At 61.8% G+C, this 24,991-nt stretch carries 20 protein-coding genes; 10 read left to right on the top strand and 10 right to left on the bottom strand.

All coding sequences use genetic code 11. The annotated features are described in order from the left end of the window. Positions 1-98 precede the first annotated feature (98 nt). From GWE18_RS21140 to rpmB, 5 genes are all read right to left on the bottom strand, one after another. On the bottom strand, positions 99-395 hold the full coding sequence (locus GWE18_RS21140; RefSeq protein WP_342804278.1) for a transcriptional regulator: 297 nt from the start codon (positions 393-395) through the stop codon (positions 99-101). Between the two features lie 110 nt (positions 396-505). Next, positions 506-2,203: a hypothetical protein gene (locus tag GWE18_RS21135; protein WP_275187634.1), complete on the bottom strand. Its 1,698-nt coding sequence runs from the start codon at positions 2,201-2,203 to the stop codon at positions 506-508. Between the two features lie 154 nt (positions 2,204-2,357). Further along, the gene (locus GWE18_RS21130; protein ID WP_275187633.1) at positions 2,358-2,873 is read right to left on the bottom strand and encodes an ABC-three component system middle component 2; all 516 of its coding nucleotides are present in this window, start codon (positions 2,871-2,873) and stop codon (positions 2,358-2,360) included. Next, the gene (locus tag GWE18_RS21125; RefSeq protein WP_275187632.1) at positions 2,870-3,997 is read right to left on the bottom strand and encodes an ABC-three component system protein; all 1,128 of its coding nucleotides are present in this window, start codon (positions 3,995-3,997) and stop codon (positions 2,870-2,872) included. Before GWE18_RS21125 ends, GWE18_RS21130 begins: the two co-directional genes overlap by 4 nt. Before the next feature lie 176 nt (positions 3,998-4,173). Then, positions 4,174-4,482, bottom strand: a complete 309-nt coding sequence (gene rpmB, locus GWE18_RS21120; RefSeq protein ID WP_057855003.1) for a 50S ribosomal protein L28 — start codon at positions 4,480-4,482, stop codon at positions 4,174-4,176. Between the two features lie 463 nt (positions 4,483-4,945). On the opposite strand from rpmB, the gene GWE18_RS21115 reads away from it, so the two are divergent. The 6 genes from GWE18_RS21115 to GWE18_RS21090 all read left to right on the top strand — a co-directional run bounded on the left by GWE18_RS21115 (position 4,946) and on the right by GWE18_RS21090 (position 12,881). Next, a complete protein-coding gene (locus GWE18_RS21115) occupies positions 4,946-5,725 on the top strand; it encodes a DUF3108 domain-containing protein (protein ID WP_275187686.1) in 780 nt (259 codons plus the stop codon). Between the two features lie 615 nt (positions 5,726-6,340). Beyond that, entirely contained in the window at positions 6,341-9,781 is a 3,441-nt protein-coding gene (locus GWE18_RS21110; protein ID WP_275187631.1) for a helicase-related protein, read from the top strand. A 100-nt stretch (positions 9,782-9,881) separates the two neighbouring features. After that, the gene (locus GWE18_RS21105) at positions 9,882-10,151 is read left to right on the top strand and encodes an RNA-binding S4 domain-containing protein (protein ID WP_057855566.1); all 270 of its coding nucleotides are present in this window, start codon (positions 9,882-9,884) and stop codon (positions 10,149-10,151) included. 136 nt (positions 10,152-10,287) lie between these two features. Continuing rightward, a complete protein-coding gene (gene fdxA / locus GWE18_RS21100; protein WP_275187630.1) occupies positions 10,288-10,626 on the top strand; it encodes a ferredoxin FdxA in 339 nt (112 codons plus the stop codon). 414 nt (positions 10,627-11,040) lie between these two features. Next, the gene (locus GWE18_RS21095) at positions 11,041-11,829 is read left to right on the top strand and encodes a CarD family transcriptional regulator (protein WP_275187629.1); all 789 of its coding nucleotides are present in this window, start codon (positions 11,041-11,043) and stop codon (positions 11,827-11,829) included. Between the two features lie 656 nt (positions 11,830-12,485). Continuing rightward, the gene (locus GWE18_RS21090) at positions 12,486-12,881 is read left to right on the top strand and encodes a hypothetical protein (protein ID WP_275187628.1); all 396 of its coding nucleotides are present in this window, start codon (positions 12,486-12,488) and stop codon (positions 12,879-12,881) included. Positions 12,882-13,114: 233 nt separating this feature from the next. Here the strand turns inward: GWE18_RS21090 and GWE18_RS21085 are convergent, their stop codons facing one another. The 3 genes from GWE18_RS21085 to GWE18_RS21075 all read right to left on the bottom strand — a co-directional run bounded on the left by GWE18_RS21085 (position 13,115) and on the right by GWE18_RS21075 (position 15,950). Further along, complete coding sequence (locus tag GWE18_RS21085; protein ID WP_275187685.1) at positions 13,115-14,602, bottom strand: M48 family metalloprotease; 1,488 nt, start codon at positions 14,600-14,602, stop codon at positions 13,115-13,117. 97 nt (positions 14,603-14,699) lie between these two features. Beyond that, entirely contained in the window at positions 14,700-15,416 is a 717-nt protein-coding gene (locus tag GWE18_RS21080; RefSeq protein WP_275187684.1) for a thermonuclease family protein, read from the bottom strand. Positions 15,417-15,731: 315 nt separating this feature from the next. Next, the gene (locus GWE18_RS21075; RefSeq protein ID WP_275187626.1) at positions 15,732-15,950 is read right to left on the bottom strand and encodes a hypothetical protein; all 219 of its coding nucleotides are present in this window, start codon (positions 15,948-15,950) and stop codon (positions 15,732-15,734) included. Between the two features lie 360 nt (positions 15,951-16,310). Here GWE18_RS21075 and GWE18_RS21070 point away from each other — a divergent pair, with 360 nt between their 5' ends. The 4 genes from GWE18_RS21070 to GWE18_RS21055 all read left to right on the top strand — a co-directional run bounded on the left by GWE18_RS21070 (position 16,311) and on the right by GWE18_RS21055 (position 22,816). Then, positions 16,311-19,661 carry an adenylate/guanylate cyclase domain-containing protein gene (locus GWE18_RS21070; protein WP_275187625.1) on the top strand — a complete coding sequence of 1,117 codons (3,351 nt, stop codon included), beginning with the start codon at positions 16,311-16,313 and terminating at the stop codon, positions 19,659-19,661. Between the two features lie 243 nt (positions 19,662-19,904). Beyond that, positions 19,905-21,113 (top strand): ABC transporter substrate-binding protein, encoded by a 1,209-nt coding sequence (locus tag GWE18_RS21065; RefSeq protein WP_275187624.1) that lies wholly within the window; start codon positions 19,905-19,907, stop codon positions 21,111-21,113. 142 nt (positions 21,114-21,255) lie between these two features. Next, positions 21,256-22,050: an enoyl-CoA hydratase gene (locus tag GWE18_RS21060; protein WP_275187623.1), complete on the top strand. Its 795-nt coding sequence runs from the start codon at positions 21,256-21,258 to the stop codon at positions 22,048-22,050. 1 nt (position 22,051) lies between these two features. Further along, positions 22,052-22,816 (top strand): hypothetical protein, encoded by a 765-nt coding sequence (locus tag GWE18_RS21055; protein ID WP_275187622.1) that lies wholly within the window; start codon positions 22,052-22,054, stop codon positions 22,814-22,816. A 193-nt stretch (positions 22,817-23,009) separates the two neighbouring features. On the opposite strand, the gene GWE18_RS21050 is transcribed toward GWE18_RS21055, so the two are convergent. Next, on the bottom strand, positions 23,010-23,810 hold the full coding sequence (locus GWE18_RS21050) for an enoyl-CoA hydratase/isomerase family protein (RefSeq protein ID WP_275187621.1): 801 nt from the start codon (positions 23,808-23,810) through the stop codon (positions 23,010-23,012). A 17-nt stretch (positions 23,811-23,827) separates the two neighbouring features. Next, on the bottom strand, positions 23,828-24,988 hold the full coding sequence (locus GWE18_RS21045; RefSeq protein ID WP_275187620.1) for an acyl-CoA dehydrogenase family protein: 1,161 nt from the start codon (positions 24,986-24,988) through the stop codon (positions 23,828-23,830). Positions 24,989-24,991 lie beyond the last annotated feature (3 nt).

Raw genomic sequence — 24,991 nt, 5'->3', positions numbered from 1 at the left:
AACGCGATTTGGGGATTTTTGGATGACACGGTGAGCACCGGACGCGCCCCGTCCACGGAGCACCCCTTGTCAGGCCGCCTCGGTGACCGCGCGAATCTTCAGGTGCACCCCGGTCTCTTCCTGCAACGCGCCGATGACCCCGAGCAGATTTCGGCGGTGGGGTTGCCGTCCGGCCCGAACATCCGCATCAGGCTTTTCGGCGAACGCCCAAGCACCTCGCCCAGCCGGTCGAATCCGACAGTCGCGTTGATATAGGCCCGCAGCGCCGCGCGGCCCTGATCGGTCTCGCCCTGCAGCAGGGCCTGCACCGCCTCCTGAAACAGCGCGCGGCGAAAGGCGGGCTCGCGCTCCGCCCGCACCCGCACCGTATCGCGAAAATTCCGAGTCAGTGGCATGGCGTCATCCTTCGCGCTTGCGCTTCTTGTAATCGCGCCAGCGGCGCAGCGCGGCCTCGATGTCGTTCTGCTGCCTTCGCTTACCGTCTCAACTTGGGAAGAGCCCTTGCTCAAAGCCGGCTTGCAGTCGGAATGAATCCTACTCGCTCACCCGACTGGGCATTTTCGCCCGCAAACCATTCGTAGTGAACAGCCGTAGCGACGTCGCTAGGCGGCTCCTTATTCTCAATTATTATCAATTGAGCGCCCACTCCAAATTTGGCTAAGGATCGCCAAAAGGCTGCTTCGATCCCGGCATCAATCGGAGAATCTGGCGCTCCGCCGGATTTCCCTTTCTTGTAGCTGGTGAGCGGTGAATCGATGATGATTGTTCCAAGATGCGGGCGCTGGTTAGCTTTACAGTACTTCAGAAGGCCTATGACGAACGCTGAATAGAGAACTGCTCGTACGCCTTTTCCGTGCGATCGTCGTGACTGTCCATCAACAATGATATCGTAAGCTGATTGATCAAACTCTACTCTGCCGTCGCCCTTCCATTTCCACTCCGCCAAGATCCTTTCGACCTCCGCGCAAAACGCTCTGAGAGCTTTAGAGGGAAGAGGCTCCCATTCCTTCGATGGAGCCTTACCATCCCCCGTGGCATTCTCAATCTGATCCTTCATCTGGCGCAAGCTCGATGCTTGCGTTTCGTCGCTGCGGATGGCTTCCAATTCGACGCGGCGATTAATTAAACTCTCGAGGCGCTGCGTATCTACCTGCATAGTGGGAGCAAGCACCTCCTTGATACGAGAGTCAGCGTATTCTATCGCAGCGAGGCTATCACTCGCTTCGGTCTCGCGAGCCACGCGCCTTCTATTGAGACTTTCGGTCGCCGCTATCAAATCGGCGCGATGCGCTAGTATCTTCGCGGCTTCTGCTCTTGCCGCTTGATAAATAGATTGACTGCTTTCCGAGGCTCTGTGTGCGTGGTCGGGCGACATTAGCTGATCGCACAGGGGGCATTTGACCTCCTGTAACCCGTCAAAAAAATGCGCGCCTTCAGCGATGAAGTCGAGCCGCGCGAGATCAGTGCGGTACCTGTCGTCTAACAACCTATACTGCGTGAGAAGTTCGTCGATCGCGACAATCTGTGATTCTGCTTTCCGCTGATTGGCAATCGCTGCGCGGCGTCCAGCCTCAATATCTTCTCTTTCTTGCGAACGGTCAGCAAGCGACTCAGAAAGTGCACCGATGGCTTCTTCGATTTTATCAATCGATTCATCACTTTCCTTGGCGAATTGTTTCTGTAGCCGTTCTTCGATGGGTGACAATAGGTCCGAGATAATTCCCAGCTGCGCGTTTCGCCTGGCGTTTGCGATATCCTTTCTTTCGACTGTGACGATGCCGGTGTCATCCTTTCCTGAAAGCATATACGCGAATGCTCGCTTGCGAGCGGTGGTGTCAAAACTGCTATCTCCCAAGACGGGCGAGCGCTCGTCGATCACTGAAATCTCATCTACCAAAATAACGGGTAGCATGGTTCGTATTGTCAGGCGTTGGACTTCGCCTCGATTGTTCTTCCGCAGCTTGGCTTCACCAATTCCAGCGAACTCGAACAAGATCGCGGTGACGTCCTTTGCTTGGCTTTTGCCAGAACGGCTCGGGACGATCTTTTTCCCCGTTCCTTTGATAGACGCAATTCTGACCTGATGCGCCGCAAGGTCGCCACCAGCAAGACTCCGCTCGAGTGTTAGAAATTTCTTCTCTGAGTTCTGAAATTCCACAAAAAGCTGAGCGTACGGCTCAGCTTCTGGAATGCGCTTGTCCATTGCATCTCCACCAAAAACATAGTCTAGGCAATGAACGAGGTAGCTTTTCCCGGTATCTGATTCTCCAGCTAGGATATTTGCGCCGTCCTCGAATGAAATGAGAGCGTCTTTTACACCTCTCCCTCGCAATAGAATTGATCTTATTTGAAGCATCTTACAGCTCCAAATCATCAATTGCAGTGAGGCGTTCAAATTCCGCCCCCCAACGGCCGATGTTCTCTGTCATGTAGTCGGACAAGTGCGCATCATCCATCGCTCCGAAACGGTCGATGACCCACTCGGAACGAGTGCGGACGGCGTTGGCATAGTCGGACTTTAGAAGAGCGATGAATGCCGTCGTCAAATTTGTCGCCCGATAGAGGATGCCAGATAGATCAAATGTCTTTTCCAGCAATTCGCGTGAAAACATCTGATTGAGGCCAGCACTTAGCACTTCTCGTTTAACGAGCATTTCGGTGCCACGAAATGGAACGGGTGGGTGTAGGCTTGATGGTCCCTCGGACACGTCACCCGAATGCAGCAGGAGGTAGTCGTACGACACTAGCCGCTGCAAATCAGATGCTCTTCCATTGGCTGCATTAAGTACAAATAGCATCCTCAAGCCGCATTCCATCGCCGAATTGAAGGGCCGTACGTGCCGCGATGCTCTTGGAGCCAAAACTGTGCTCATGGCTTACACCAATTAACGAGATTTTCATTGGCCATCTGGTGGCACATTCCCTCGCGGTCGTTCGCGCGAACATGGGAACTCAGAACGTGACCGCCTAACTGCAGGGCTTGCGACGCCATAACTGTGTTGGCTAAGCGTTGCATGCCGGTCAGGTTTGGCGCGGAATAGTTATGATAGAGGCCTCCACTGAACTCTTCCAGCAACGTATCGAAGTAGCTTGCGTCAGCCATCTGATCTCTCGCAAGTTCCTTAAGTCCTTCGGCGCAGTAAAATGTAATGCGAGAGCGATCGAACAAGCGGGTGTGCGAGTTGTGGTCAGCAAAATCTGACAGGTCCGATACTTTCTTGCCGATATCCTCACCTATGACGTTATATAGTTGGCGGACATACCCCGCTTCCGCGGGTGAGACCAATGATGGTGGGGTCGGCGGAGGTGGGCGATCAATCAACGGTAGACCGAACACGGCTAAGTGATAGCCAGTCTGCGCATGCTCTTCGATGAGCGCTAGCGGTTGCTTCGCGCGGAAAATCGAAAAATTGAACCCTCCGATATGGGCCCTCAGTTCGTTTGTAAGTGTGATTTTCGATTTCGACGTAATCTTTCCAGAGCAGCGCTCGGCCCAGTTCGACAAAAGGTAAGCTTGCAACTTGTCAGGCTGATCAAGCATGTCTTGAAGATCAGATGTGACGCCAAGATGGGTCACGAACCAGTATTCGTCAGGTGCGGTGTAGTCGCCAATGAAGGTGTAGTAGAGAACCTTTCCGATTTCAGCAGCTGCGACACCGGCGCCCAATTTGCTGCCATAATGTTTGCACTGGTACAGCGACCAACGACGAGGTTTGGACGCAGGTGGGTCGAACCAAACGATAATGTCTCGCCCCTTATCTCCGGCACCACCTCGCTGCTGCACCTCGTAAACACTTGGGAGTTTTGAGGCGAGATATCCAGAGGCCCATTCGAGGGTGAAGCGTTCGAAGTCCAAAGGACTAAACTGCGCGAGGCGATCGAGAGGTTTGACTGGGAGGCCCATACCTAGGCCCAACAAGCGAGAGTTGGCGTTCGGCCACAGTGTGGGCGCAGACAGCTTCTCGGTCGAAATCGCTATGGTCTTGTTTATCTGCACGCCCCACCCCCGAGAGCGAAATCTATTGATTTTTGGCTGCGTGGCAATGCTGCTATAATACAACCTCTCGTATGGTCCCTGCGTCACCTCCTTCAGCTAAAGCTTTACAAACAAAAACGGCCGGGTCTTCCGACCCGGCCGCTCAAAACTCCGATCCGCCGATTGTCGCTTAAATCTCAGCTCGCCTTTTTCACGAACACCGGCTTGCCGACCTTCTTCTCGATCGCGCGCTTCAGATCGAGTGCGCGGGGGGAGAGCACGTCGGCCTTGGCCTTGATCAAATACGCGTCCAAGCCGCCATTGTGGTCGACGCTCTTGAGCGCGTTGGTCGAGACGCGCAGGCGCACGTTGCGGGCGAGGGCGTCCGAGATGAAGGTGACGTTGACCAGGTTCGGCAGGAAGCGCCGCTTGGTCTTGATGTTCGAGTGGCTCACCTTGTGGCCCACCTGGGGGCCCTTGGCCGTCAGTTCGCAGCGCCGGGACATTCCGAAAAATCCTCTTCCATCCCCGCCATAGCCGAGCCGCTTCTCGCAGGCGCCTGCGGGGGTCCAAAATCGCGTCCATTTCCAGGAACCGCGGACGTATAGGGGGAGACGGCCGCGCGGTCAAGGTTCTTGGGGCGGCGTGGGGCGCAGATTTGGCCGGTTTCTAAGGGGTTCCAGCCACTTAAGCCATCATATAAAGGGCGCAATCCCCACCGACACCATGGCTTTCGTTTTAGTAGGGCCTTGTTAGTAGGGCCTTGGCCTTCCGCAAAGCGGCTGAAGGCGATGAGAGGTCTGATTTCAGCGTGGTTTTCGCGAAGCTGCGCGTTGTTTGCCGGATATTTCTGCCTAAATGAACACCCAATCGCGCCGATCCCGGGACTATCCATTCGTGACTGCAAAACGCGCCGTTTCGCTCCTAACCAGGCTCGGTTTCGGCCTGTGCGCCACAGCATTTATCGCGCTGGCGCCGCCAGCCGCATCCGCGCAGGGTCGGCTCGACGCGCAATATGAGGCGACGCTGGCGGGCATCCCGGTCGGCAAGGGGGCCTGGACCATCGAAATCGGCGACGACACGTTTTCGGCCTCAGCCCAGGGCGGTACCGCCGGGCTGCTGAAGGCGTTTTCCGGCGGCACGGGCTCGGGCGCCAGCCAGGGCCGCGTCGTAGGCGGCGCGCTTGTCGCCAATGCCTATACCGCGACCACCACCACGCAGAAGAAGTCCGAGACCATCCGCCTGGTGCTGGCAGGCGGCGCCGTGAAGGATTTTTCGATCGATCCGGCGCCGCCGGTCGATCCGGATAGAATCGTCGTCACCGACGCGCATCGGAAGAATGTGCTCGATCCCATGACCGGCTCGATGCTGCGCGTGCCTGGGAATGGCGAGGTGTTGACGCCGGACGCCTGCCGCACCGGCGCCGGGATTTTCGACGGGCGCATGCGCTACGACCTCAAGCTCGACTACAAGCGCATGGAAACGGTCAAGGCCGACAAGGGCTATCATGGCCCGGCGATCGTCTGCGCGATCTATTTTACGCCGGTCGCGGGCTACATCCCCGATCGCCCCGTGATCAAATATCTCGCCACCGAGCGCCGGATCGAGATCGCGTTCGTGCCGATCGCGGGAACACGCGTCCTGGTTCCCTTCCGCATGACCATCCCGACCCCGTTCGGGCTGGCAATGCTGGAAGCGACGTCGTTCGTGACATCAGCGATGCCGCCAAGGGTGGCGAAGACGAATTGAGCCTCTTCCCTTCTCCCCTTGTGGGAGAAGGTGGCGCGAAGCGCCGGATGAGGGGTCTGTCTCCGCGGGAGAGGTCTGTGCTGGTGGAGAGAACCCCTCACCCGTCGCCGAACTACGTTCGGCGCCACCCTCTCCCACAAGGGGAGAGGGGGACACCGAGCCCGCATGAATCATATTGACTCTTGCCCGGTTCTGATTCGACTCGGCGTCTTAAGCATTGCACCCGAAAACCGTCGCTTGTGGAGCCCGCGCAAACTTGATCTAGTGCCGCCCCGGGCGTGTCAGCGCGAGATGTTGCGGTGAACGTATCGGGTTTCGGGAGGAGTCAGCGATTCGGACGCGATTCGTTCCAGACTCGTTCCAGAGCTTAAGCCGCGACCGCATCGCCGTCGCAAAGTGAAACAGAATCGGCGGAATTGACGCCGAGCGAGCAGAAAGGCTTCGCTCCTCGCAAGAACATCCCCTCATGGTGAGGAGGCGCGAAAGCGCCGTCTCGAACCATGTGGCCCGACCGGTGCCATTCATCCTTCGAGACGCCGCTAACGCGGCTCCTCAGGATGAGGTCTGGCACCTGCGATTTGAGCGGCGGCATTTAAAAAGAAACACCTGCACATAATGGCTTTCTCTCCTTCCAAGTTCGCGAACGATCGCGCGCCCGGCGCGGGCGTCACCGCCGTGCTCGGGCCGACCAACACAGGCAAGACGCATCTGGCGATCGAGCGGATGCTGGCGCATTCGTCCGGCGTGATCGGCCTGCCGCTGCGGCTGCTCGCGCGGGAGGTCTACAACAAGATCGCCGCTCGCGCTGGGACTGAGGCGGTTGCGCTCGTCACCGGTGAAGAGAAGATCAAGCCGAAGAATCCGCGCTACTGGGTCTCGACGGTGGAGGCGATGCCGCGGGATATCGACGTCTCGTTTCTCGCCGTCGATGAAATCCAGATCGCAGCCGATCTCGAGCGCGGGCATGTCTTCACCGACCGCATCCTGCATCGCCGCGGCCGCGACGAGACGCTGCTGCTCGGCGCTGCGACGATGCGGCCCATCGTCGAGCGGCTGTTGCCCGGCGCTTCCATCATCACGCGGCCGCGATTGTCGCAGCTCGAATTCGCCGGTGACCGCAAGATCACGCGCCAGGCGCGCCGCACCGCGATCGTCGCGTTCTCGGCCGATGAAGTCTACGCCATCGCCGAATTGATCCGCAGGCAGCATGGCGGCGCCGCGGTCGTGCTCGGCTCGCTCTCACCGCGCACGCGCAATGCGCAGGTCGCAATGTTCCAGAACGGCGATGTCGATTATCTCGTTGCGACCGACGCGGTCGGCATGGGGCTCAATCTCGACGTCGATCACGTCGCGTTTGCTTCCGACCGCAAGTATGACGGCTATCAGTTCCGAAGGCTCAATCCGGCCGAGTTTGCGCAGATCGCGGGCCGTGCGGGGCGCGCCACGCGCAACGGCACCTTCGGCACCACGGGGCGCTGCGCGCCGTTCGAGCCGGAACTGGTGAACGCGCTGCAGAACCACACGTTTGACAGCGTCAAAATGCTGCAGTGGCGGAATTCGAAGCTGGATTTCTCCTCGCTCGGCGCCCTGCAGGTGTCGCTGGCGCTGCCGCCGGGACACGAGGCCTTGACCCGCGCGCCGATTGCCGAAGATCTGCGCGTGCTCGATCACGCCGCGCGCGACGGCGAGGTGAGGGACATGGCCCACGGCGCTCAAGCCGTGGAACGGCTGTGGGACGCCTGCCAGATCCCGGATTACCGCAAGATCGCGCCGGCTGCCCATGCCGAACTTGTGACCACGCTCTATGGTTTCCTGATGAAAAGGGGTCGCATACCTGACGCATGGTTTGCCGCCCAGGTCGACCAGGCCGACCGCGTGACCGGCGATATCGACACGCTGTCGGGCCGGATCGCGCAAATCCGCACCTGGACCTTCGTCGCCAACCGCCCGGACTGGCTGTCCGACCCCGACCACTGGCAGGGGATCACGCGGGAGGTCGAAAATAAATTATCCGATGCGCTACATGAACGGCTTACGGAGCGTTTCGTTGACCGCCGTACCAGTGTATTGATGCGCCGCCTGCGGGAGAACTCAGTTTTGAATACGGAAATTGGCAAGACCGGCGAAGTGATTGTTGAGGGCCACGCGATCGGCCGGCTCGATGGATTTACCTTTGCGCCCGATGCGGCGGAAGCCGGCTCGGATGCCAAGGCGTTGCAGGCCGCTGCGCAGCAGGTGCTCGCAAGCGAGATCGACGCGCGCGCCACAAAGCTTGCCGCGGCCCCCGACGACCAGTTCGTGCTGACATCCGACGGCACCATTCGCTGGACCGGCGATGCGGTCGCAAAGCTCGTCGCGGCCGACGACGCGCTGCATCCGCGCTTGCGCATCATTGCCGACGATCGGCTCTCCGGCGCATCGCGCGAAGCCGTGCAGACGCGGCTCGATCTATGGCTGAAGACGCATATCGAAAAGCTGCTCGGCCCGCTGTTCGGCCTCTCCAAGGCCGAGGACATCGCGGGCATCGGGCGCGGTATCGCGTTCCAGCTCGTCGAGGCGCTCGGCGTGCTGGAGCGCTCGAAGATTTCCGCCGAGATGAAGGATCTCGACCAGGCCTCGCGCGCGACGCTGCGCAAATACGGCGTGCGCTTCGGCGCCTATCACATCTATTTCCCTGGGCTCTTGAAACCCGCGGCGCGGGCGCTGGCCTCGCTGCTGTGGGCCGAGAAGCAGGACAATGTCGACATGTCCGCGCTCTCAGGCGCGCAGCATCTGGCGAGTTCGGGGCGCACCTCGTTCCCGGTCGACAAGGCGTTGCCGCGCGATGCCTATCGCGTGCTCGGCTATCGCCAGTGCGGCGAGCGCGCGGTGCGCGTCGATATTTTGGAGCGTCTCGCCGATCTCATTCGTCCCGCGCTGGCCTGGCGCGAGAGTTCGCCGGGCGAAAAGCCGACCGGCGCATTCGACGGCCGCGGCTTTGTGGTGACGCAGGCGATGACCTCGCTCACCGGTTCGGCAGGCGAGGACTTTGCCTCGATCCTGCGCGCGCTCGGCTATCGCATGGACCGCCGTCCGCCATTGCCGCCGAAGCCCGCCGCACCGGTCGAGGTGGTCGAGACCGTCTCCGCGGAGACCCCGCCGGTGGAGGCAACCGCCGAAGCAACATCCGAGACGCCGGCGGAAGAAGTCGCCGCCGAACTGCCGGTGGAGAGCAAGCCCGCGTCGTCGGCCTCACTGCTGCCGGAGGTCTCGCTGGCTCCGCCCGCCAGCGAAGAGCCTGCTTCTGAGGTCGAGCCGGCGCCCGTCGAGACCACGCCGGCGGAAGCCGCAATCGCGGACGCGCCGCCGGAACAGGAAGCGCCGGAAGCGATCAGCGCCGCGGAAGCTGCGGCTGAGCCTGCAACGGCGAGCGAAGCTCCCACTGAAGCCGCTCCCGCTGAAGCCGCTGCCGCAGAAGCCAAGCCTGATGCGCCGGCTGAGCCGCAACTCGTCGAAGTCTGGCGGCCCGGCGGCCGTTCTGACGAGCGCCGCCCGCATCATGATCGCGGTCGCCAGCGCCACCACGGCCGCGCGGCGGAAGGCGCGCAAGCAGCTGGCACCGAAGGCAGCGAGGGCGCACCGCGCGAGCAGCGTCATCGCCGCGGCCGCCGCAATGATTTCCGCAAGCCGCGCGAGGGCGCGCCGGCGGACGCCACCGCGGCGCCGGCGGCAGAGGGCGCACCGGCGGCTGAGGCGCGCCAGGAGACGCGTCAGGATCGTCCCGGCCGCGAGCGCTTCGCGGGCAAAGGCCGCGACAATGACAACCGCCGCGACAAGTTCGATCGCAACAAGGGCGACCGCAACAAGGGTGGTGGTCGCGACAAGGGCGAGCGTGGCGGCCGTGATTTCGGCGGCCGCGACAAGGGTGGCCGCGACAAACGCGAGAGCGGCCCCTCGCATCGCCAATGGGCGACCAGTGCGAGCCCACGCGATCGCGATCGTCCGGTTGATCCCAATTCGCCATTTGCAAAACTGGCGGCGCTGAAGGAACAGCTTGCGGGCAACCGCAAGGAGTAACCGTAGCGTTTTCGAGCGAAAGCCTGCCCTGGACTTGATCCGGGGTGGGTACCGGTTCGCGTTCAAGAAAACGCGTCAAAAATAGACTACGGGAAGGTCGTTGGAGCGGCAGCGTCTCGATAAATGGCTGTGGCACGCGCGGGTGGTGAAGGCCCGCACCTCGGCTGCCGCCCTCGTCGAAGCCGGTCATGTGCGCATCAACGGCGTGCGCGAAACAGCGCCCGGCCACTCGGTGAAGATCGGCGACGTCTTGACGATCGGGCTCGATCGCAGCGTGCGCATTCTCAAAGTGGTGGGATTTTCCGAGCGGCGGGGCGATGCTGCGGCCGCGCGCGTGCTCTACGATGATTTGCAGAACGTCAAACAATAACTATCTGGATTGGGCTCGCAGGGACGCCTGAAAAACGGCCGCCAGAGGGCCGCCGCTTCCCTTGCGGCAGCGCACCGCATGCGCTACGCCAACCCCGGAAAACTGATCCGTTTCGGAGCCTTGTTCGGAGCCCTGGATGACTTACGTCGTCACTGAAGCCTGCATCAAATGCAAATATACCGACTGCGTTGAAGTCTGCCCCGTCGACTGCTTCTACGAGGGCGAGAACATGCTGGTCATCCATCCCGACGAATGCATCGACTGCGGCGTCTGCGAACCCGAATGCCCCGCCGACGCCATCAAGCCGGACACCGAGCCCGGCCTGGAGAAATGGCTCGAGGTCAACACCGAGTACGCCAAGAGCTGGCCCAACATCACCCAGAAGAAGGATGCACCGGCCGACGCGAAAGAATTTGAAGGCGTGGAAGGCAAGTTCGAGAAATATTTTTCCAAGGAACCCGGCGCTGGCGATTAAGCCTGTGGATAAGCTCGGCTCGTAGAGCCTGTTTTCTGCCCCAATCTGAACCGAACCAGCCTGGCGGATTTAACCCTGTTAGCGGTCTTATGACGGAAACGGCCCGTAAAGGTCCGGAACCGGGCGTAAATCATTGATTTTTGCGGAAAATGTGCTATATTGAGCACATTATAAGCCGAACCTGGCCATGCGTACCATTTGGCCCCGGTGGGTTACCCGTAAAAACATCGAACAGGGGCGTGGCAGTTCCGCGCGCAGGCTGTGTCACAGAAAACGCGTAAAAAGAGTGCTTCCAAGACCACGAAAAAAGCCGCTCCGGCCAGCCGCAGCGCAACCAAAGGCCGTGCCAAGGCAACCGTAAAGGTCGCCAGGAAGGTTGCGGCCACAAAGTCCTCAAAGAACAAAAGAAGCGCAATGCCAGAAAAGACTGCCAAGACTGCCGCGAAAGCGGCGGGTTCGAAGACCACTGCGTCGAAAGTTACCGCCAAAGCTCCCGTGAAGGCCGCGGTGAAGGCTGCGCCCCCGAAAGCCGCCGTTGCGCCGAAGGCTCCCGTCAAGCCGGCCGCTGCCGCGCCGCGTGTCGAGGAGCCGAAGAAGGTCGTGACCCAGCGTCAGGGCTTTAAGGCCAATGAATTCGTGGTCTATCCCGCTCACGGCGTTGGCCAGATCCTGGCCATCGAGGAGCAGGAGATCGCGGGCGCCAAGCTCGAGTTGTTCGTGATCAATTTCATGAAGGACAAGATGACGCTCCGCGTGCCGACCGCCAAGGTCGCCAATGTCGGCATGCGCAAGCTGTCCGAGCCGGCGCTGGTCAAGAGGGCGCTGGAAACCCTCAAGGGCCGCGCACGCGTCAAGCGCACGATGTGGTCGCGCCGGGCGCAGGAATACGAAGCGAAGATTAATTCGGGCGACATCGTCGCGATCGCCGAAGTGGTTCGCGATCTCTACCGTTCGGAATCGCAGCCTGAACAGTCCTACAGCGAACGCCAGCTCTATGAAGCCGCGCTCGATCGGCTGTCGCGCGAAATCGCCGTCGTCCAGCATTCGACGGAGACCGAAGCGGTCAAGGAAATCGAGAGCCAGCTCGCCAAGAGCCCGCGCCGCGGCGCCAAGGCCGAGGCAACCGGGGCTGACGGCGAAGCCGACGAGGCTGATGTCGAAGCCGACGGTGACGACGCTGCCGTGGCGGATGAGGCTGCCTGAAAGGATCCCAATTCCAGGGATTGAAACGAAAAGCCCGGTCGCAAGACCGGGCTTTTTGCTGGGTTGCGCCCCCGCGCAAGCCGTCACTTTCCTTCGGACGCGCCATAACCTGCAAAGAGGCCGCAGACAGTTCACGCCGCCTGTTAGCCTTTCATTAACCATAACGGCTCAGCATCTCGGATGAGTCGCCAGGGCCTTGGCCCGAAGACGGCTGATGGTTCATCCGGGGGCGAGCCAAGGCTCGCAGGGGCCCAGGGAGTAACGCCATGTCGTTACCTGATGCACGACCCCAAGCAAATCTGCTTTCCGAGTTCGCCCTGGCAATTGTCGGCGCAATTGGCTTGGGCGTCCCGATTGCGGCCGCGATCATCTGGATCTGTTCCTGATCACCGTGTCGCTTTACGCCATTCGGTCGCGCGATTGCGCCTCCGATAAACGGCTCCGCGACGAAGCCATCCACCATGGTTTGCGGGACCTTGGATTGCTTCCGCCTTCGCGAAGCTGGCAAGTCGCTCGCACACGAATGGTGGTAACGCGCCTTGCCTCAACCCACCGTGCCGCCGTTCGCCCGGAATGTGGCCAAATTTTCGGCCATTTGCGACCAAATTTAAAAGAGAGGCTCCCGTCCGCGTCTAATTGAACCGCAGGGGTGTTCAATGAAGAGACAAATTCTGCCAGTCCTTGTCGTCGCTTGCATGGCTGCTTTCGCGCCGGTTGGCGCTGCAAACGCAAAGGCCATGGAATGCAGTGTCGCGCGGCCAGCGAAGGCGCAAGGGCATTGGTCCTGGCGGCTGATCGACGGCCGAAAATGCTGGTACGCCGGCAAGACCGTGATCTCGAAATCATTGTTGCAGTGGCCTGCAGTGGCCCCGGCGCAAGCGAAAGCCGATGTGGTGCCCGCGCAAGCCAAAGTCGTCGCGGTACCCGTCGTCGCCGCCACGGAGATACGTAGCGATCCTATGGATGCACAGGCGCGGCTGCTCGACGATGCCAATAGTTTCGAGGCCAATAGTTTCGAGGCGCGTTGGCGCGCGCGTGTGATTACCGAGTAGATTTGGATTGTACGAACTTTCCCAACACGTCGTCCCTGCTTAGGCCAGGACAACGCGGTGACTATGTCGCGCTCTCCACGTCATTGCCTGCGACAAACGCGAAGCGTTTGCGCAAGGGAGCTCGCGACAAAATTGCAAAGCAATTTTGCGCTGAAGCGACGAAGCAATCCACGCCGTTTGCTCGGCCCTGGATTGCTTGCGCTCGCAATGACGAGGTAGCGAGTGCCCGCGCCTCAATCCACCACGATCTTCACGCGATCGCGCGGCTTGACCTGGGCGTGCTGGTCCAGCCCGTTGAGGATGCGGAAGCGCTCGGCGGGGCGGTCGACGCCGGTCATGCGATGGGAGAGCGATTCCACGGTGTCGCCGGGCTGCACGGTGATGACCTTGATGCGCAGCGGGCGCGCGGCCTGGATTTCGTCGAGCGTCAGGCGGCGGAACGAGTTCACGGTCTCGCGCGCATTGCGCTCGCTTTCGGTGTTGCGCTGCTTGGCGGCGAAGATGAAGCGGTAGACGTCGCTGCCGTAACGCAACGCAAAGACCTTGAACTGCCACTGGTCGCCGTTCGCGGAAGCCGAAGCCACCGGGAAACCGTTGATCATGAAGTCTTCGGTCGAGCCCTTGTCGACGCCTTCCATCCAGCCGGAATTGAGATAATCGGCAAGCGACTGTTCGGCCGGCACACGCACCACGTCGAAGCGCATGGCCTGCGTGCCGCCCTCGCGCACGCCGATCACGGCCTGCGCGGTGTTATCCAGCGTGAACGTTTCGGGCGCTGCAAAGGTGAAACCGAGCTTGGGATGCAGGAACCGCCGGCCGCGCACGAAACCTTCGCTGGGGTCCTCGCCATAGACAATGTTGTCGATCGCGGCGAGGTAGGTCTCGCGGTCGCGCTCGCCGTTCTGCGGAGAGGTGTATTGCCGGGCGCTGGCCTGCGCGTTCTGCACGCGTTCGGGCGTTGCCGGATGAGAGGACAGGAAATCCTGCGCGCGCGGATCGAGCGACGTTTTGCCGGCCTTCAGCGCCGCGTTGCGTTCCATCGCGGCGAGGAAGCGCGCCGCGCCATAGGGATCGAAACGCGCGCGGGCCGCAATGCCGACGCCGATGCCGTCGGCCTCGAATTCCTGCGCGCGCGAGAAGCTCGCCATCGTCAGCTTCGTTTTCGCCAGCGCCAGCGCCGTCAGATCAGGGTCGTTGCTCATGTCGGTGACGACACGGGTCACCACTGCCGCCTGCCGCGCCTGGTCCTCCCGGATCGAGGCATGCTTGGCCAGCACATGCGCCATTTCATGGCTCAGCACCGAGGACAATTCGGAAGTGTCGCTGGCAAGCGCCACCAGCCCGCGCGTCACATAGAGCTGGCCGGTCGGCAGCGCGAAGGCGTTCACCGCGCCGGAATTGAGGATGGTCACCCGGTAGGCCTGGTCAGGCCGGTCGGAGGCCGCGACCAGCCGGTCGACGGTCTTGCCGATCAGGGTGGCGAGCTTGGGGTCGTCATAGGCGCCGCCATAAGAGGCGAGAATGCGCTCGTGCTCGCGTTCGCTCGCAGGGGTCTGCGCGACGATGCGGCTCGGCTTCGGCGCCGCAACCGTCGGCGCGGCGGTCTCAAGCTTTCCGAGATTTCCACAGGAAGAAAGTGTAAGCGCGGCACACAAAAGCGCCGGCGCAGCCAGAAGGCGGCAGCCCGTGTTCCCCTCGCGCCGTTGTGCACGATGCGTCAAATCAGCCACTGGACCACGATCCGATTGGGACCGTGATCTCATCCCTCTTTTTGCACATGATCCAGCGAAAACCGGTGCCCAGTCTTCGGATCAAGCACTATTTCCCGCCCAGCACCTCGATCTGTCCCACCCGGAACAGCTCGATCCGTGGTCCGCCCCGCGACGAGACGACGCCGCGGACAAGAATCCGTCGATTTTCGAGCGACTTAGGTCCAAGGCCGGCATTCTCGAACGCCGGTATGGCGCGCCTTGAAATAGTCGCAGCAAAGTCCTGTGTCCAGTTCCGTCCGAAATTCAGGTAAGTAGTTGCCCCAGCCTGCCGAACGGACAGCACTCTGCACTCGACCACCGTAAACTGCCCAATCGCGGCCAGAATATCGCCCGGACTTTCCGCGTTTTTTATGGCGGCGGCTTCACCCCAAATGCCCAATTTGCCCTGCCGTGCGATCGCCTCGGCCGCTGCCAGTGACGCAGCGCAATTTTTGTCGGCTATATCGGTCGAAACCAACGCTTCGCCGCGGCGCAGCAACTCGCTTTGCACCGAGTGTTCCGAACCCGTCACGAACACAAAGGCCGGCTGGCGGCCGTAGCGATCCGGCGTGTCGTCTTCGCCATGCAGCGTCACGTCGCGCCCGCCGGCGATGGCGGACAATGCTGCTCTGCCTCTTGCCCCGTCGGTTCCAGCGCGCTCGATGCCGGCGAGGCGGACTTCGCGGCCGTCTTCGAGGCGAAAGCTGCGCGCATCGACGACCGCCGCGACACGCCCTTCGCCCTGCGGCTCAAGCGCGCAATCGGCGGCGTCGGCCCACCCCATGGAGGCCAGCACCAGCAGTGATGCGGCGCATGCCGGAAGCGAAGTGCGGCAACGCCATGCCGGACGGGTCATAACGCTGCTCTCTGCCCTGCTTGTTCCTGTATGCTCGATAGCAACGCCATTGCTACCAGAGATTGCCGCGCAGGGGGAGGCCATGGATGTCAACGGCATTGCACATATTTTTCTCACCGCCTCGAATTACGAACGCTCCCGCGATTTTTATCGCAAGCTGCTGCCGTTTCTCGGCCTGAAGCCGGTCATCGATACAGACACGACTGCGTCGGCGGCCGCACCGCGGTCGGTATCAGCGCGCCGTCAGCCGAGCATGAAGGTGCGGCGTTCGAGCAGAAGCGCGTCGGCCTGCATCACCTCTGCTTCCGCGCCCGCGAGCGCGCCGACGTCGATGAGCTGCACGGCTTTCTCCAGACGCTCGGCGCCAAGATCATCCGCGCACCGCGCGAGGACCAGTGGGCGCCGGGACATTACTCGATCCTGTTCGAGGATCCCGATGGCATCCGGCTCGAGCTCAATCATGTGCCGGGGAAGGGACTGTTGGGGTAGCGGCGCCTGTAGGATGTGTGGAGCGAAGCGATACCCATCGCTCTCACAAACGGCAATTGATGGGTATCGCTTCGCTCCACCCATCCTACGCACTGGTTGTGCAACGCTGCTTGCTGCAAATCGCGCGCGCATCGAGATCCAGTTGTCGTCATCATGTCATGCGCTGCTTGGTAGCGAGCACTGTAGCCGAGCACCGCTCGCGTAAGAAATAGAGAGCCAATCGCAGTCGAATTGCTGCATCAAGGCGTGCCATCTGAGGGACATTGGGATAAGTTTTCGTCGCCGTGGCCCCAACATGCGGCCTGCTGTCAACCACATATTCCGGTGGAGCCAATGCAGCAGATTTCAGATTGGCTCGAGAAGCTTGGGCTTGGACAATACGCGCTGCGTTTTGCCGAGAACGGGATCGATCTTGGTGTCCTTCCCGATCTGACGGACCAGGACTTCGATAGGCTCGGCGTCCTGCTCGGCCATCGACGTAAAATGCTGCGCGCGATCGCCGAACTCAATCAAGGCGAACTGGTCGCCGAGCCGGCGCTTCAGCGTAATGCCGAGCGACGCCACCTCACCGTCATGTTCTGCGATCTGGTAGGCTCGACTGCGCTCTCGGCTCGCCTCGATCCCGAGGACATGTGGGAGGTGATCCGCGCCTATCGGGCCGCCTGCGCGAGGGTGATTGCCACTTACGACGGTAGTATCGCCAGGTTTGTGGGCGACGGGATACTCGCCTATTTCGGCTATCCCCGCGCCCACGAGGATGACGCAGAGCGCGCCGTGCGAGCGGGGCTCGACATCATTGCCGCAGTAGGACCGCTTGAAACGCGCTCGGAACGGGTCAAGGTGCGGATCGCGATCGCGACCGGGCTGGTGGTGGTAGGCGACCTCATCAGCGGAGGCGCGTCAGAGCAACAGGCAATGGTCGGCGATACACCGAACGTCGCTGCGCGGCTCCAGGGCCTCGCGGAGCCGGGGGCGGTCGTCGTTGCTGCTTCGACGCGCGAGTTGCTTGGCGATCTATTCATTTTCCGCAGTCTCGGCCTCCGAGAGGTCAAGGGCATCTCCGAACCCATCGCGGTCTGGGCGGTCGAAGGTGGAGTTGCATCGGAGAGCCGCTTCGAGGCGGTGCGTGCCGCGCGCTCGATGGGCTTTGTCGGCCGCAAGGCAGAGATCGAATTCGCGCTCTCGCGCCAGCAACTGGCGTGGCAGGGCCAGGGCCAATTGGTGCTGATTTCCGGCGAGGCCGGGATTGGCAAATCGCGCATTGTTGCAACGCTCTCCGATAGCCTCGCATTGGGGACGCATCGCCGGATTCGATATCAGTGCTCGCCCTACCACACCAACAGCGCGCTCCATCCCTTTGTCGCCCAGCTCGAGCGCGCTGCCGGCATCGGGTCACAGGATACATCCGAGCAAAAGCTCGACAAGCTTGAGGCAATGCTCGCGCTTGGAACGGACCAGGTCGCTAACGCGGCACCGCTCATCGCCGCGCTGCTTTCGATTCCAACCGGCGAGCGCTATCCGCCGCTCGGCCTCAGTCCGGTGCAACAGCGGCGACAGACATTCGCTACCCTTCTCGACCAGCTTGAGGGTTTGGCGCGGCAGCAACCTGTGTTGATTGTCTGCGAGGACATGCATTGGGCTGATGCCACGTCGCTTGAGCTGTTCGATCTTACCGTCGACCGGATCAGGGGATTGCCGATACTCGTGCTCATGACCTTCCGGCCCGAGTTCGAGCCGCCCTGGGCGGGTCTTGCCAACGTCAGTCTGCTGCAGCTCGATCGGCTTGACCGGCAGGACACGCGCGCGTTGGTCGAGCAGGTGACCGCCGGTCGACAACTATCTCGCGAAATGATGGCGCAGATCATCGACAGGACGGATGGTGTCCCGCTATTCGTGGAAGAATTGACCAAGATGGTGCTGGAGTCCGGGTTGCTGGTGGAAGACGCCGTGCGCCATCGCCTCGATAGTCCGCTGCCGCCGCTCGCCATTCCCGCGACGCTGCAGGACTCACTGATGGCGCGGCTTGACCGGCTGGCGCCGGTCAAGGAAGTGGCACAGATAGGCGCTGCCATCGGCCGCGACTTCTCGTACACGCTGCTGCGATGTGTAGCGGGGCGCGATGATCTAACACTGCGCGCAGCGCTGACGCAGCTCGAAGAAGCGGAATTGCTATTGCGCCGCGGGACGCCGCCGGAAGCGAACTACAGCTTCAAGCATGCGCTCGTTCAGGAAGCAGCCTACGAGAGTCTACTCAAGAGCCGCCGGCAACTGCTCCATCGGCAAATCGGCGATGTCCTGCGTGAGACGTTCCCGAGCATCGCTGAGACCGAGCCGGAACTGCTGGCATATCACTTCACGGAAGCGGGGCTGAGCAGAATAGCCCTCGAGTGGTGGCGCAAGGCGGGTCAGCAGGCGCTGAAGCGCTCGGCATATACAGAAGCAATCGCACATCTCGGCAAGGCGGTTGCGCTCGCCGATGGCTTGCCCGATGAGCCGGGCCGGACCATGAACCGGCTCCATCTTCAAATCGCCTATGGCCGCGCGCTGCGGGGCAGCCTTGGTCACAGCGCTCCCGAGACGGTTGCCGCATGGACGCGCGCCCGACAATTCGCGGCCGACATCAATGATCCGGTCGAACTGGCGCCGATCCATGCGGGTCTGTTCAACGCCTGCCTGACGCATGGCGAGATCGCGCCGATGCGGGAGTTGACGGAGGCAGTCATGGGCGTCGCCAGGCAGCGACCGGAATCGCCGGTAGCTGCGGTCGTCGCACACTCTACAGCCGGGGTAACCTGCTGGTTCGGCGGCGACTACCCAAACGCGCGACTGCATCTCGAGCGCGCGCTTGCGATCTATGAGGCTGAGCCTGATCCGGCGACCTTCAAGGCGTCTGCGCTGGACCTGCCTTTCGTCATCAAGAGGTTTCTTGCCCTGGTGCTTTGGCCGCTCGGCACGATTGATCGATCGCGCCGGCTCGCCGCCGAAGCGGTACGCGCCACCGCAAACAGGCCGGCGCTTTCTCAAGCCAACGCGCTCGTTCACAAGGCGGTCTTCGATGGACTATGCGGGGGCATGTTGCAGGAAACAGAGACTATACTGGCTCTCGGCCTCGCGCGCGAGCACACGATGCCGTTGTATATAGCCGCCGGCAGCTACCTGAACGGCCTGGCAAAGTGGCGCGCCGGCGACCGGATGGGCGGGCTTTCGGAAATGCAACGGGGCTGGACACTGCTTCACGAGAACGACTGCTACCTCTGTGAACCGTTTTGGGGGATGCAGGTTGCGGTGGCGAATGCGGAGGCCGGGCAAGCTGAAACCGGCTTGGAAATTTTGCAGGAGCTGATCTCCTGGACGGAGCAATCCGGCCAGCATTGGCTTGATGCTGAACTCCATCGCAGCCAGGGTGAGCTCCTGTTGCGTCTCGACCCACCGAGCGTCTCCATGGCCGAAGACGCCTTCCGCAGAGCCCTGGAAATCGCCCGAACCCAACGGACGAAGACTTTTGAGCTGCGCAGCGCAGTTGGACTTGCACGCCTTTACCGTGCAAACGGGCGAGCCGAGGCAATACCCGAGGTGCTCGCACCAGTTCTTGTTGATTTCGACACGGAGCGAGGTCTGCCCGAAATCGAAGAGGCGGAAACCTTGCTCGAGCGTGGACAAGTGACACGGCACGGCAACGGGTGAGTGTTCCTGTCGCGTAGGATGGGTGGAGCGAAGCGATACCCATCATGTCTCTACAAAGGGATTGATGGGTATCGCTGCGCTCCACCCATCCTATGGACTGCCTGCGCTCTACCCATCCTACAGGATCATTCCGTTTAACGGAAAACGTCTATGCCTTGCCGCTGTTGAACCCATGCGGCATGATCGCGGCGAGCAAAATTTTCAAAGCTGCAGTCAATGCGGCGCGTGAGCAGGGAGGCCTCCGTGAAGAGAGCAATGACAGGTATTTTCGCCGCCGCGCTGGCGATGTCGGCGAGTGCGGCATTGGCGCAGGGCAAGCCGCCGCTCAAGCTTGGCGGCATCCTCGACATGTCCGGGCTTTACGCAGATATCACCGGACCGGGCAGCGAGACCGCGGCGAAGATGGCGGTGGAGGATTTCGGCGGCGAGGTGCTGGGACGCAAGGTCGAGATCGTTGCGGCGGATCATCTCAACAAGGCCGACCTTGCCGCCAGCATCGCGCGCGACATGCTCGACAATCAGGGTGTCGAGATGCTCTACGACGTGGCGGCTTCCGCGACCGCCTTGGCCGCCGGCGAGATTGCGAAAGCGCGCAACAAGATCGTGATGTATAGCGGCCCGGCCTCGATCCGCCTCAGCAACGAGGCCTGCGGCCCCTATACCGTGCATTACTCCTACGACACCTTTGCGCAGGCCAACGTCACCGGGCTCGCCACCGTCAAGTCAGGGTTTGAGACCTGGTTCTTCCTCACCGCCGACTATGCCTTCGGCCAGGACCTGGAAAAGGATACCACCAACGTGGTGGTCAAGGCCGGCGGCAAGGTGCTCGGCAGCGTCAAGCATCCGCTCAACACCTCGGACTTCTCCTCGTTCCTGCTGCAGGCGCAGAGTTCGAAGGCGAAGGTGGTGGGCCTTGCCAATGCCGGCGGCGACACCATCAACGCGATCAAGCAGGCCGCGGAATTCGGGTTGACCAAGAGCGGTGGTCAAAAACTCTCGCCGCTGCTCATCTTCGTGACCGACATCGACAGCGTCGGCTTGGAGACGGCGCAGGGGCTGCTACTTGCGGAGGCCTTCTACTGGGATCTCAACGACGAGACCCGTGCGTTCTCCAAGCGCTTCCAGGAGCGCGTCAAGCGGCCGCCGACCGCGGCACAGGCCAGCGTCTACTCTTCCGTCGGCCACTACCTGAAAGCCGTGAAGGCCGCGGGCACCACGGATGCGGCGGCGGTCATGAAGGTCATGAAGGAGACGCCGGTCAACGACATGTTCGCCAGGAACGGCAAGATCCGCGAGGACGGCCGCATGGTGCACGACATGTATCTGTTCGAGGTCAAAAAGCCGTCTGAATCGAAGGCGCGCTGGGACTATTACAAGCTCCTGGCCACCATCCCAGGTAGCGAGTCGTTCCAGCCGCTGGAAGCCTCGCGCTGCCCCTTGGTTAAAAAATAGCGCGCTGTTTCCTCGTCATTGCGAGGAGCGGAAGCGACGAAGCAATCCATCGCGCGGCAAAGAAAGTATGGATTGCTTCGCTTCGCTCGCAATGACGGGACGGTCAGAATCCAAAACGCAACTACAACGAAAGCACCATCCCATGAGCGTAAATGAAATGGTCCTCCAAAAACTCGAGCAGGGCTTACTCACCATCACCATGAACCGCCCCGACCGGCGCAATGCGCTCAATCCGGACATGACGCGCGGGCTGGTCGAGGCGGCGCGGCGCGCGGCTGAGGATCACGAGGTGCGGGCGGTGCTGCTGAAGGGCGCCGGCGGGACGTTCTGTGTCGGCGGCGACGTCAAATCGATGGCGGAGGGCAGGGCGCCGCTCGGCTTCGAGGCCAAGATGGCCAATCTGCGCCGCGGCATGGAAGTCTCGCGCATCCTGCACCAGATGCCGAAGCCGGTGGTGGCGCAGCTCGATGGCGCCGCCGCGGGCGCCGGGCTCTCGATCGCGCTGTCTTGCGACATGCGCATCGCCAGCGCCTCCTGCAAGATCACCACAGCTTTCGCGAAGGTCGGATTGTCCGGCGATTACGGCGGCACCTATTTCCTGACCCAGATGCTCGGCAGCGCCAAGGCGCGTGAGCTTTATCTGATGTCGCCGGTGCTGTCGGCGCAGGAGGCCTACAATCTCGGCATGGTGACCAAGGTAGTGCCCGACGCCGATATCGACGCCGAGGCGCACGATCTTGCGATGTCGCTGGCGCAAGGACCGTCGGTGACGCTGGGCTACATCAAGCGCAACATCAACAATGCCGAGACGATGTCGCTGGAAGCCTGTTTCGACGCTGAAGCCATCCACCACTCGCGCTCCGGCGACACCGCCGACCACAAGGAAGCGGCAAAAGCCTTTGTCGAGAAGCGCAAGCCCGTCTTTCAGGGACATTGATATGGCCGAATATCTCAGGCTGCGGCAGATCTGCCTGGTGGCGCCGCATCTGGCACCGGTGATCTCGGACATTTCCGCGATCATGGGCCTCAACGTCTGTTACCGCGACGGCAACGTCGCCAAATACGGGCTGGAGAATGCGCTGCTGCCGGTCGACACCATTTTGCTGGAGGTGGTGGCGCCGACCCAGCCGGGCACTGCGGCGGGGCGTTTTCTCGACAAGACCGGCGGCCGCGGCGGCTACATGGCGATCTTCTGCTGCGACGATCCCGACGCACGTGGCAAGCGCGCCAACGGGTTGGGCGTGCGCACCGCCAACGTGATCACGCACGCGCCCTACCACGGCGTGCAACTGCACCCGCGCGATTGCCGCGCCGCGTTCATCGAATTCAACCACACCGACGGCAGCGACGATGTGCTGGGGCCCTATCCGCCGGCGGGGCCGGACTGGCAGACGGCGATCCGGAAAGACGTGACGCTGGCGCTGACGGAAGTCGAGATGCACAGCCCCGATCCGCAAGGGCTCGCGGAGCATTGGGGGAAGATTTTGGGTGTAGCCGTCAGCAAGGGGGCGAGCGGTGAGCCCGAATTGAAGCTGCCCAACGCCAGCCTCCGCTTCGTCAAGGGCGACAGCGATCTGATGAGCGGGGTGACGTTCAGGGTCGCCGATATCGCCAAAGTGCGCGATGCCGCGAAGGCGAAGGGCTGCAAGGTGTCCGGCGATACGTTCGATCTTTGCGGGGTGACGTTTAGGCTTGTGGCGTAGCGAGATCTATCAACACGTCGTCCCTGCGAACGCGGCCGTGATCTCGCCACGAGTCGTCCCCGCGAACGCGGGGACCCACAATCACCGGATTACGTGATGAAGGAAGGTGTCCACCCGCGTGCCCTTTACGCGGGCCGCGGCGTGTGGGTCCCCGCTTTCGCAGGGACGACACGTTGAGAGAGTTGAGTAAAAATCACCGCCCCTTGAAATTCGCGGCGCGGCGTTCGGCCGTGGCCTTGACGCCTTCCTTGAAATCCTCCGTCGCGCGCAGCTTGGTCTGTTCGGCGAGTTCGTGGTTGGTGGCGGCCATCACGCGGTCGGCGAGGCCGGCGCGCATGGTGGCGCGGGTCGAGATCAGGCCGAGCGGCGAGCACTCGGCGATCTCTGCGGCGAGCTTCATGGCTTCCGCACGCACCTGATCCTGCGGCACGCAGACATTGGCGAGGCCCATTTTGGTGGCTTCCTCGCCGGTGACGCGGCGGCTGGTGTAGAAGATCAGTTCTGCATTGTTCTTGCCGACCAGCTCGGGAAGCGTCGCGGTCAGGCCAAAGCCCGGATGGAAACCAAGCTTGGTGAAGTTGGCGGCGAAGCGCGCTTCGGGGCAGGTGACGCGGAAATCTGCTGAAACCGCCAGCCCGAGACCGCCGCCGATGGCGGCGCCGTGCACGGCCGCGACGATCGGCTTCTTGTTGCGGAAGATGCGCACCGCCTGAACGTAGAGATGGTTGATCGGCAGATTGGCCGCCGGATCGTTCTGCGCACTCGCTTCCTGCTCCTGCCGCTTCGGATCGGAGAAGTCGGCGCCGGCGCAGAACGCCTTGCCCTGGGCTGCCAGCACCGAGGCGCGGATTTCGATGTCGTTGTCGAACTCTTCCAGCGCGTCCGCGATCTGGTTGATCAGCGAGACGTCGAAGAAGTTCAGGGGCGGCTTTCGGATTTCGATCAGGCCGACATGGCCGTGCTTCTCGACGCCGATATCAGTGTATTTGGTCATCAGGTTTCCTCATTGAATTAGCGCAGACCAAGCCCGCGGGCGATGATGCCGCGCAGCACTTCGGTGGTGCCGCCCTGGATCGTCAGCTTGGGCGCGGTCTTGATCGCGAATGACAGCTGCTTCTCCAGCGTCTCGCGGTTGGTGGCGGTTTCCTCGACAAAGGCGGCAAGCTCGCGCACGCGATGGGGCAATTGCTGCTCCCAGATGGTGCCGATGTCTTTGACGATCGACGCCTCGACCACCGGCTCCTTGCCGGCCTGCAGCATGCCCGCCACCGACACCGACATGCGCCGCATGGTGTGGACCTGCGCCACCAGGCGGCCGATGCCCTCGGCGCTGCGGGTGTCCGGGTTGTTGCCGACGGCGCGAACCAGTTCGGTCAGCACGTAATAGGTTTCGAGGAAGCGTTCGGGGCCGGAACGCTCATAGGCGAGCTCCGAGGTCGCCTGCTTCCAGGCGCCATCGACTTCGCCGAGCACGTGATCGTCGGGAAGGAAATGGTCGGTGAAAACAACCTCGTTGAATTCATATTGTCCGGTGATCTGGCCGATCGGATTCACCTGGATGCCCGGCTGCTTCATCTTGACCAGGAACTGCGTCAGGCCGTGGCGGCGGTTCTCCTTGGTCGGCGGCGAGGTGCGGAAGATCGCGATCATGTAGTCGGCGATATGGGCCGAGGATGTCCAGATCTTCGTGCCGTTGATCAGATAGCCGCCATCGGTTTTGGTCGCGCGCGTCTTGGCCGCAAACAAGTCGGAGCCGGAATTCGGCTCGCTCATGCCGATCGCAAAGCAGATCTCGCCGCGGCAGATCCGCGGCAGGATGTCCATCTTGATATTCTCCGGTGCGTATTTCAAAAGCACCGGGCCGCTCTGCCGGTCGGCGACGAAGAAGCGCCGCGTCGGCGCGTTCGCGACGCGCATCTCCTCGGTCACCACATAGCGCTCCAGGAATGAGCGCTCGTGGCCGCCATATTTCTTCGGCCAGGTCATGCCGAGCCAGCCGCGCGCGCCGACTTTTCGGGAAAATTCCGGCACGTCGGTGTCTTCGCGGTTCGGCTGGTGCGGATCGAAGGTGCCGGCAGCGATTTCCTCGGCAAGGAAGGCGCGAACTTCCTTGCGCAACTGCTCGCATTCGCTCGGCAGGCGGATCGGATCGAAACGAAGGGCTGCGGTCATTGT

The sequence above is a fragment of the Bradyrhizobium sp. CSA112 genome (genome assembly GCF_029051645.1).
GTDB lineage: Bacteria > Pseudomonadota > Alphaproteobacteria > Rhizobiales > Xanthobacteraceae > Bradyrhizobium.
The sequence above is the reverse complement of the archived record's forward strand: the minus strand, read 5'-3'. Positions and strand labels throughout refer to the sequence as shown.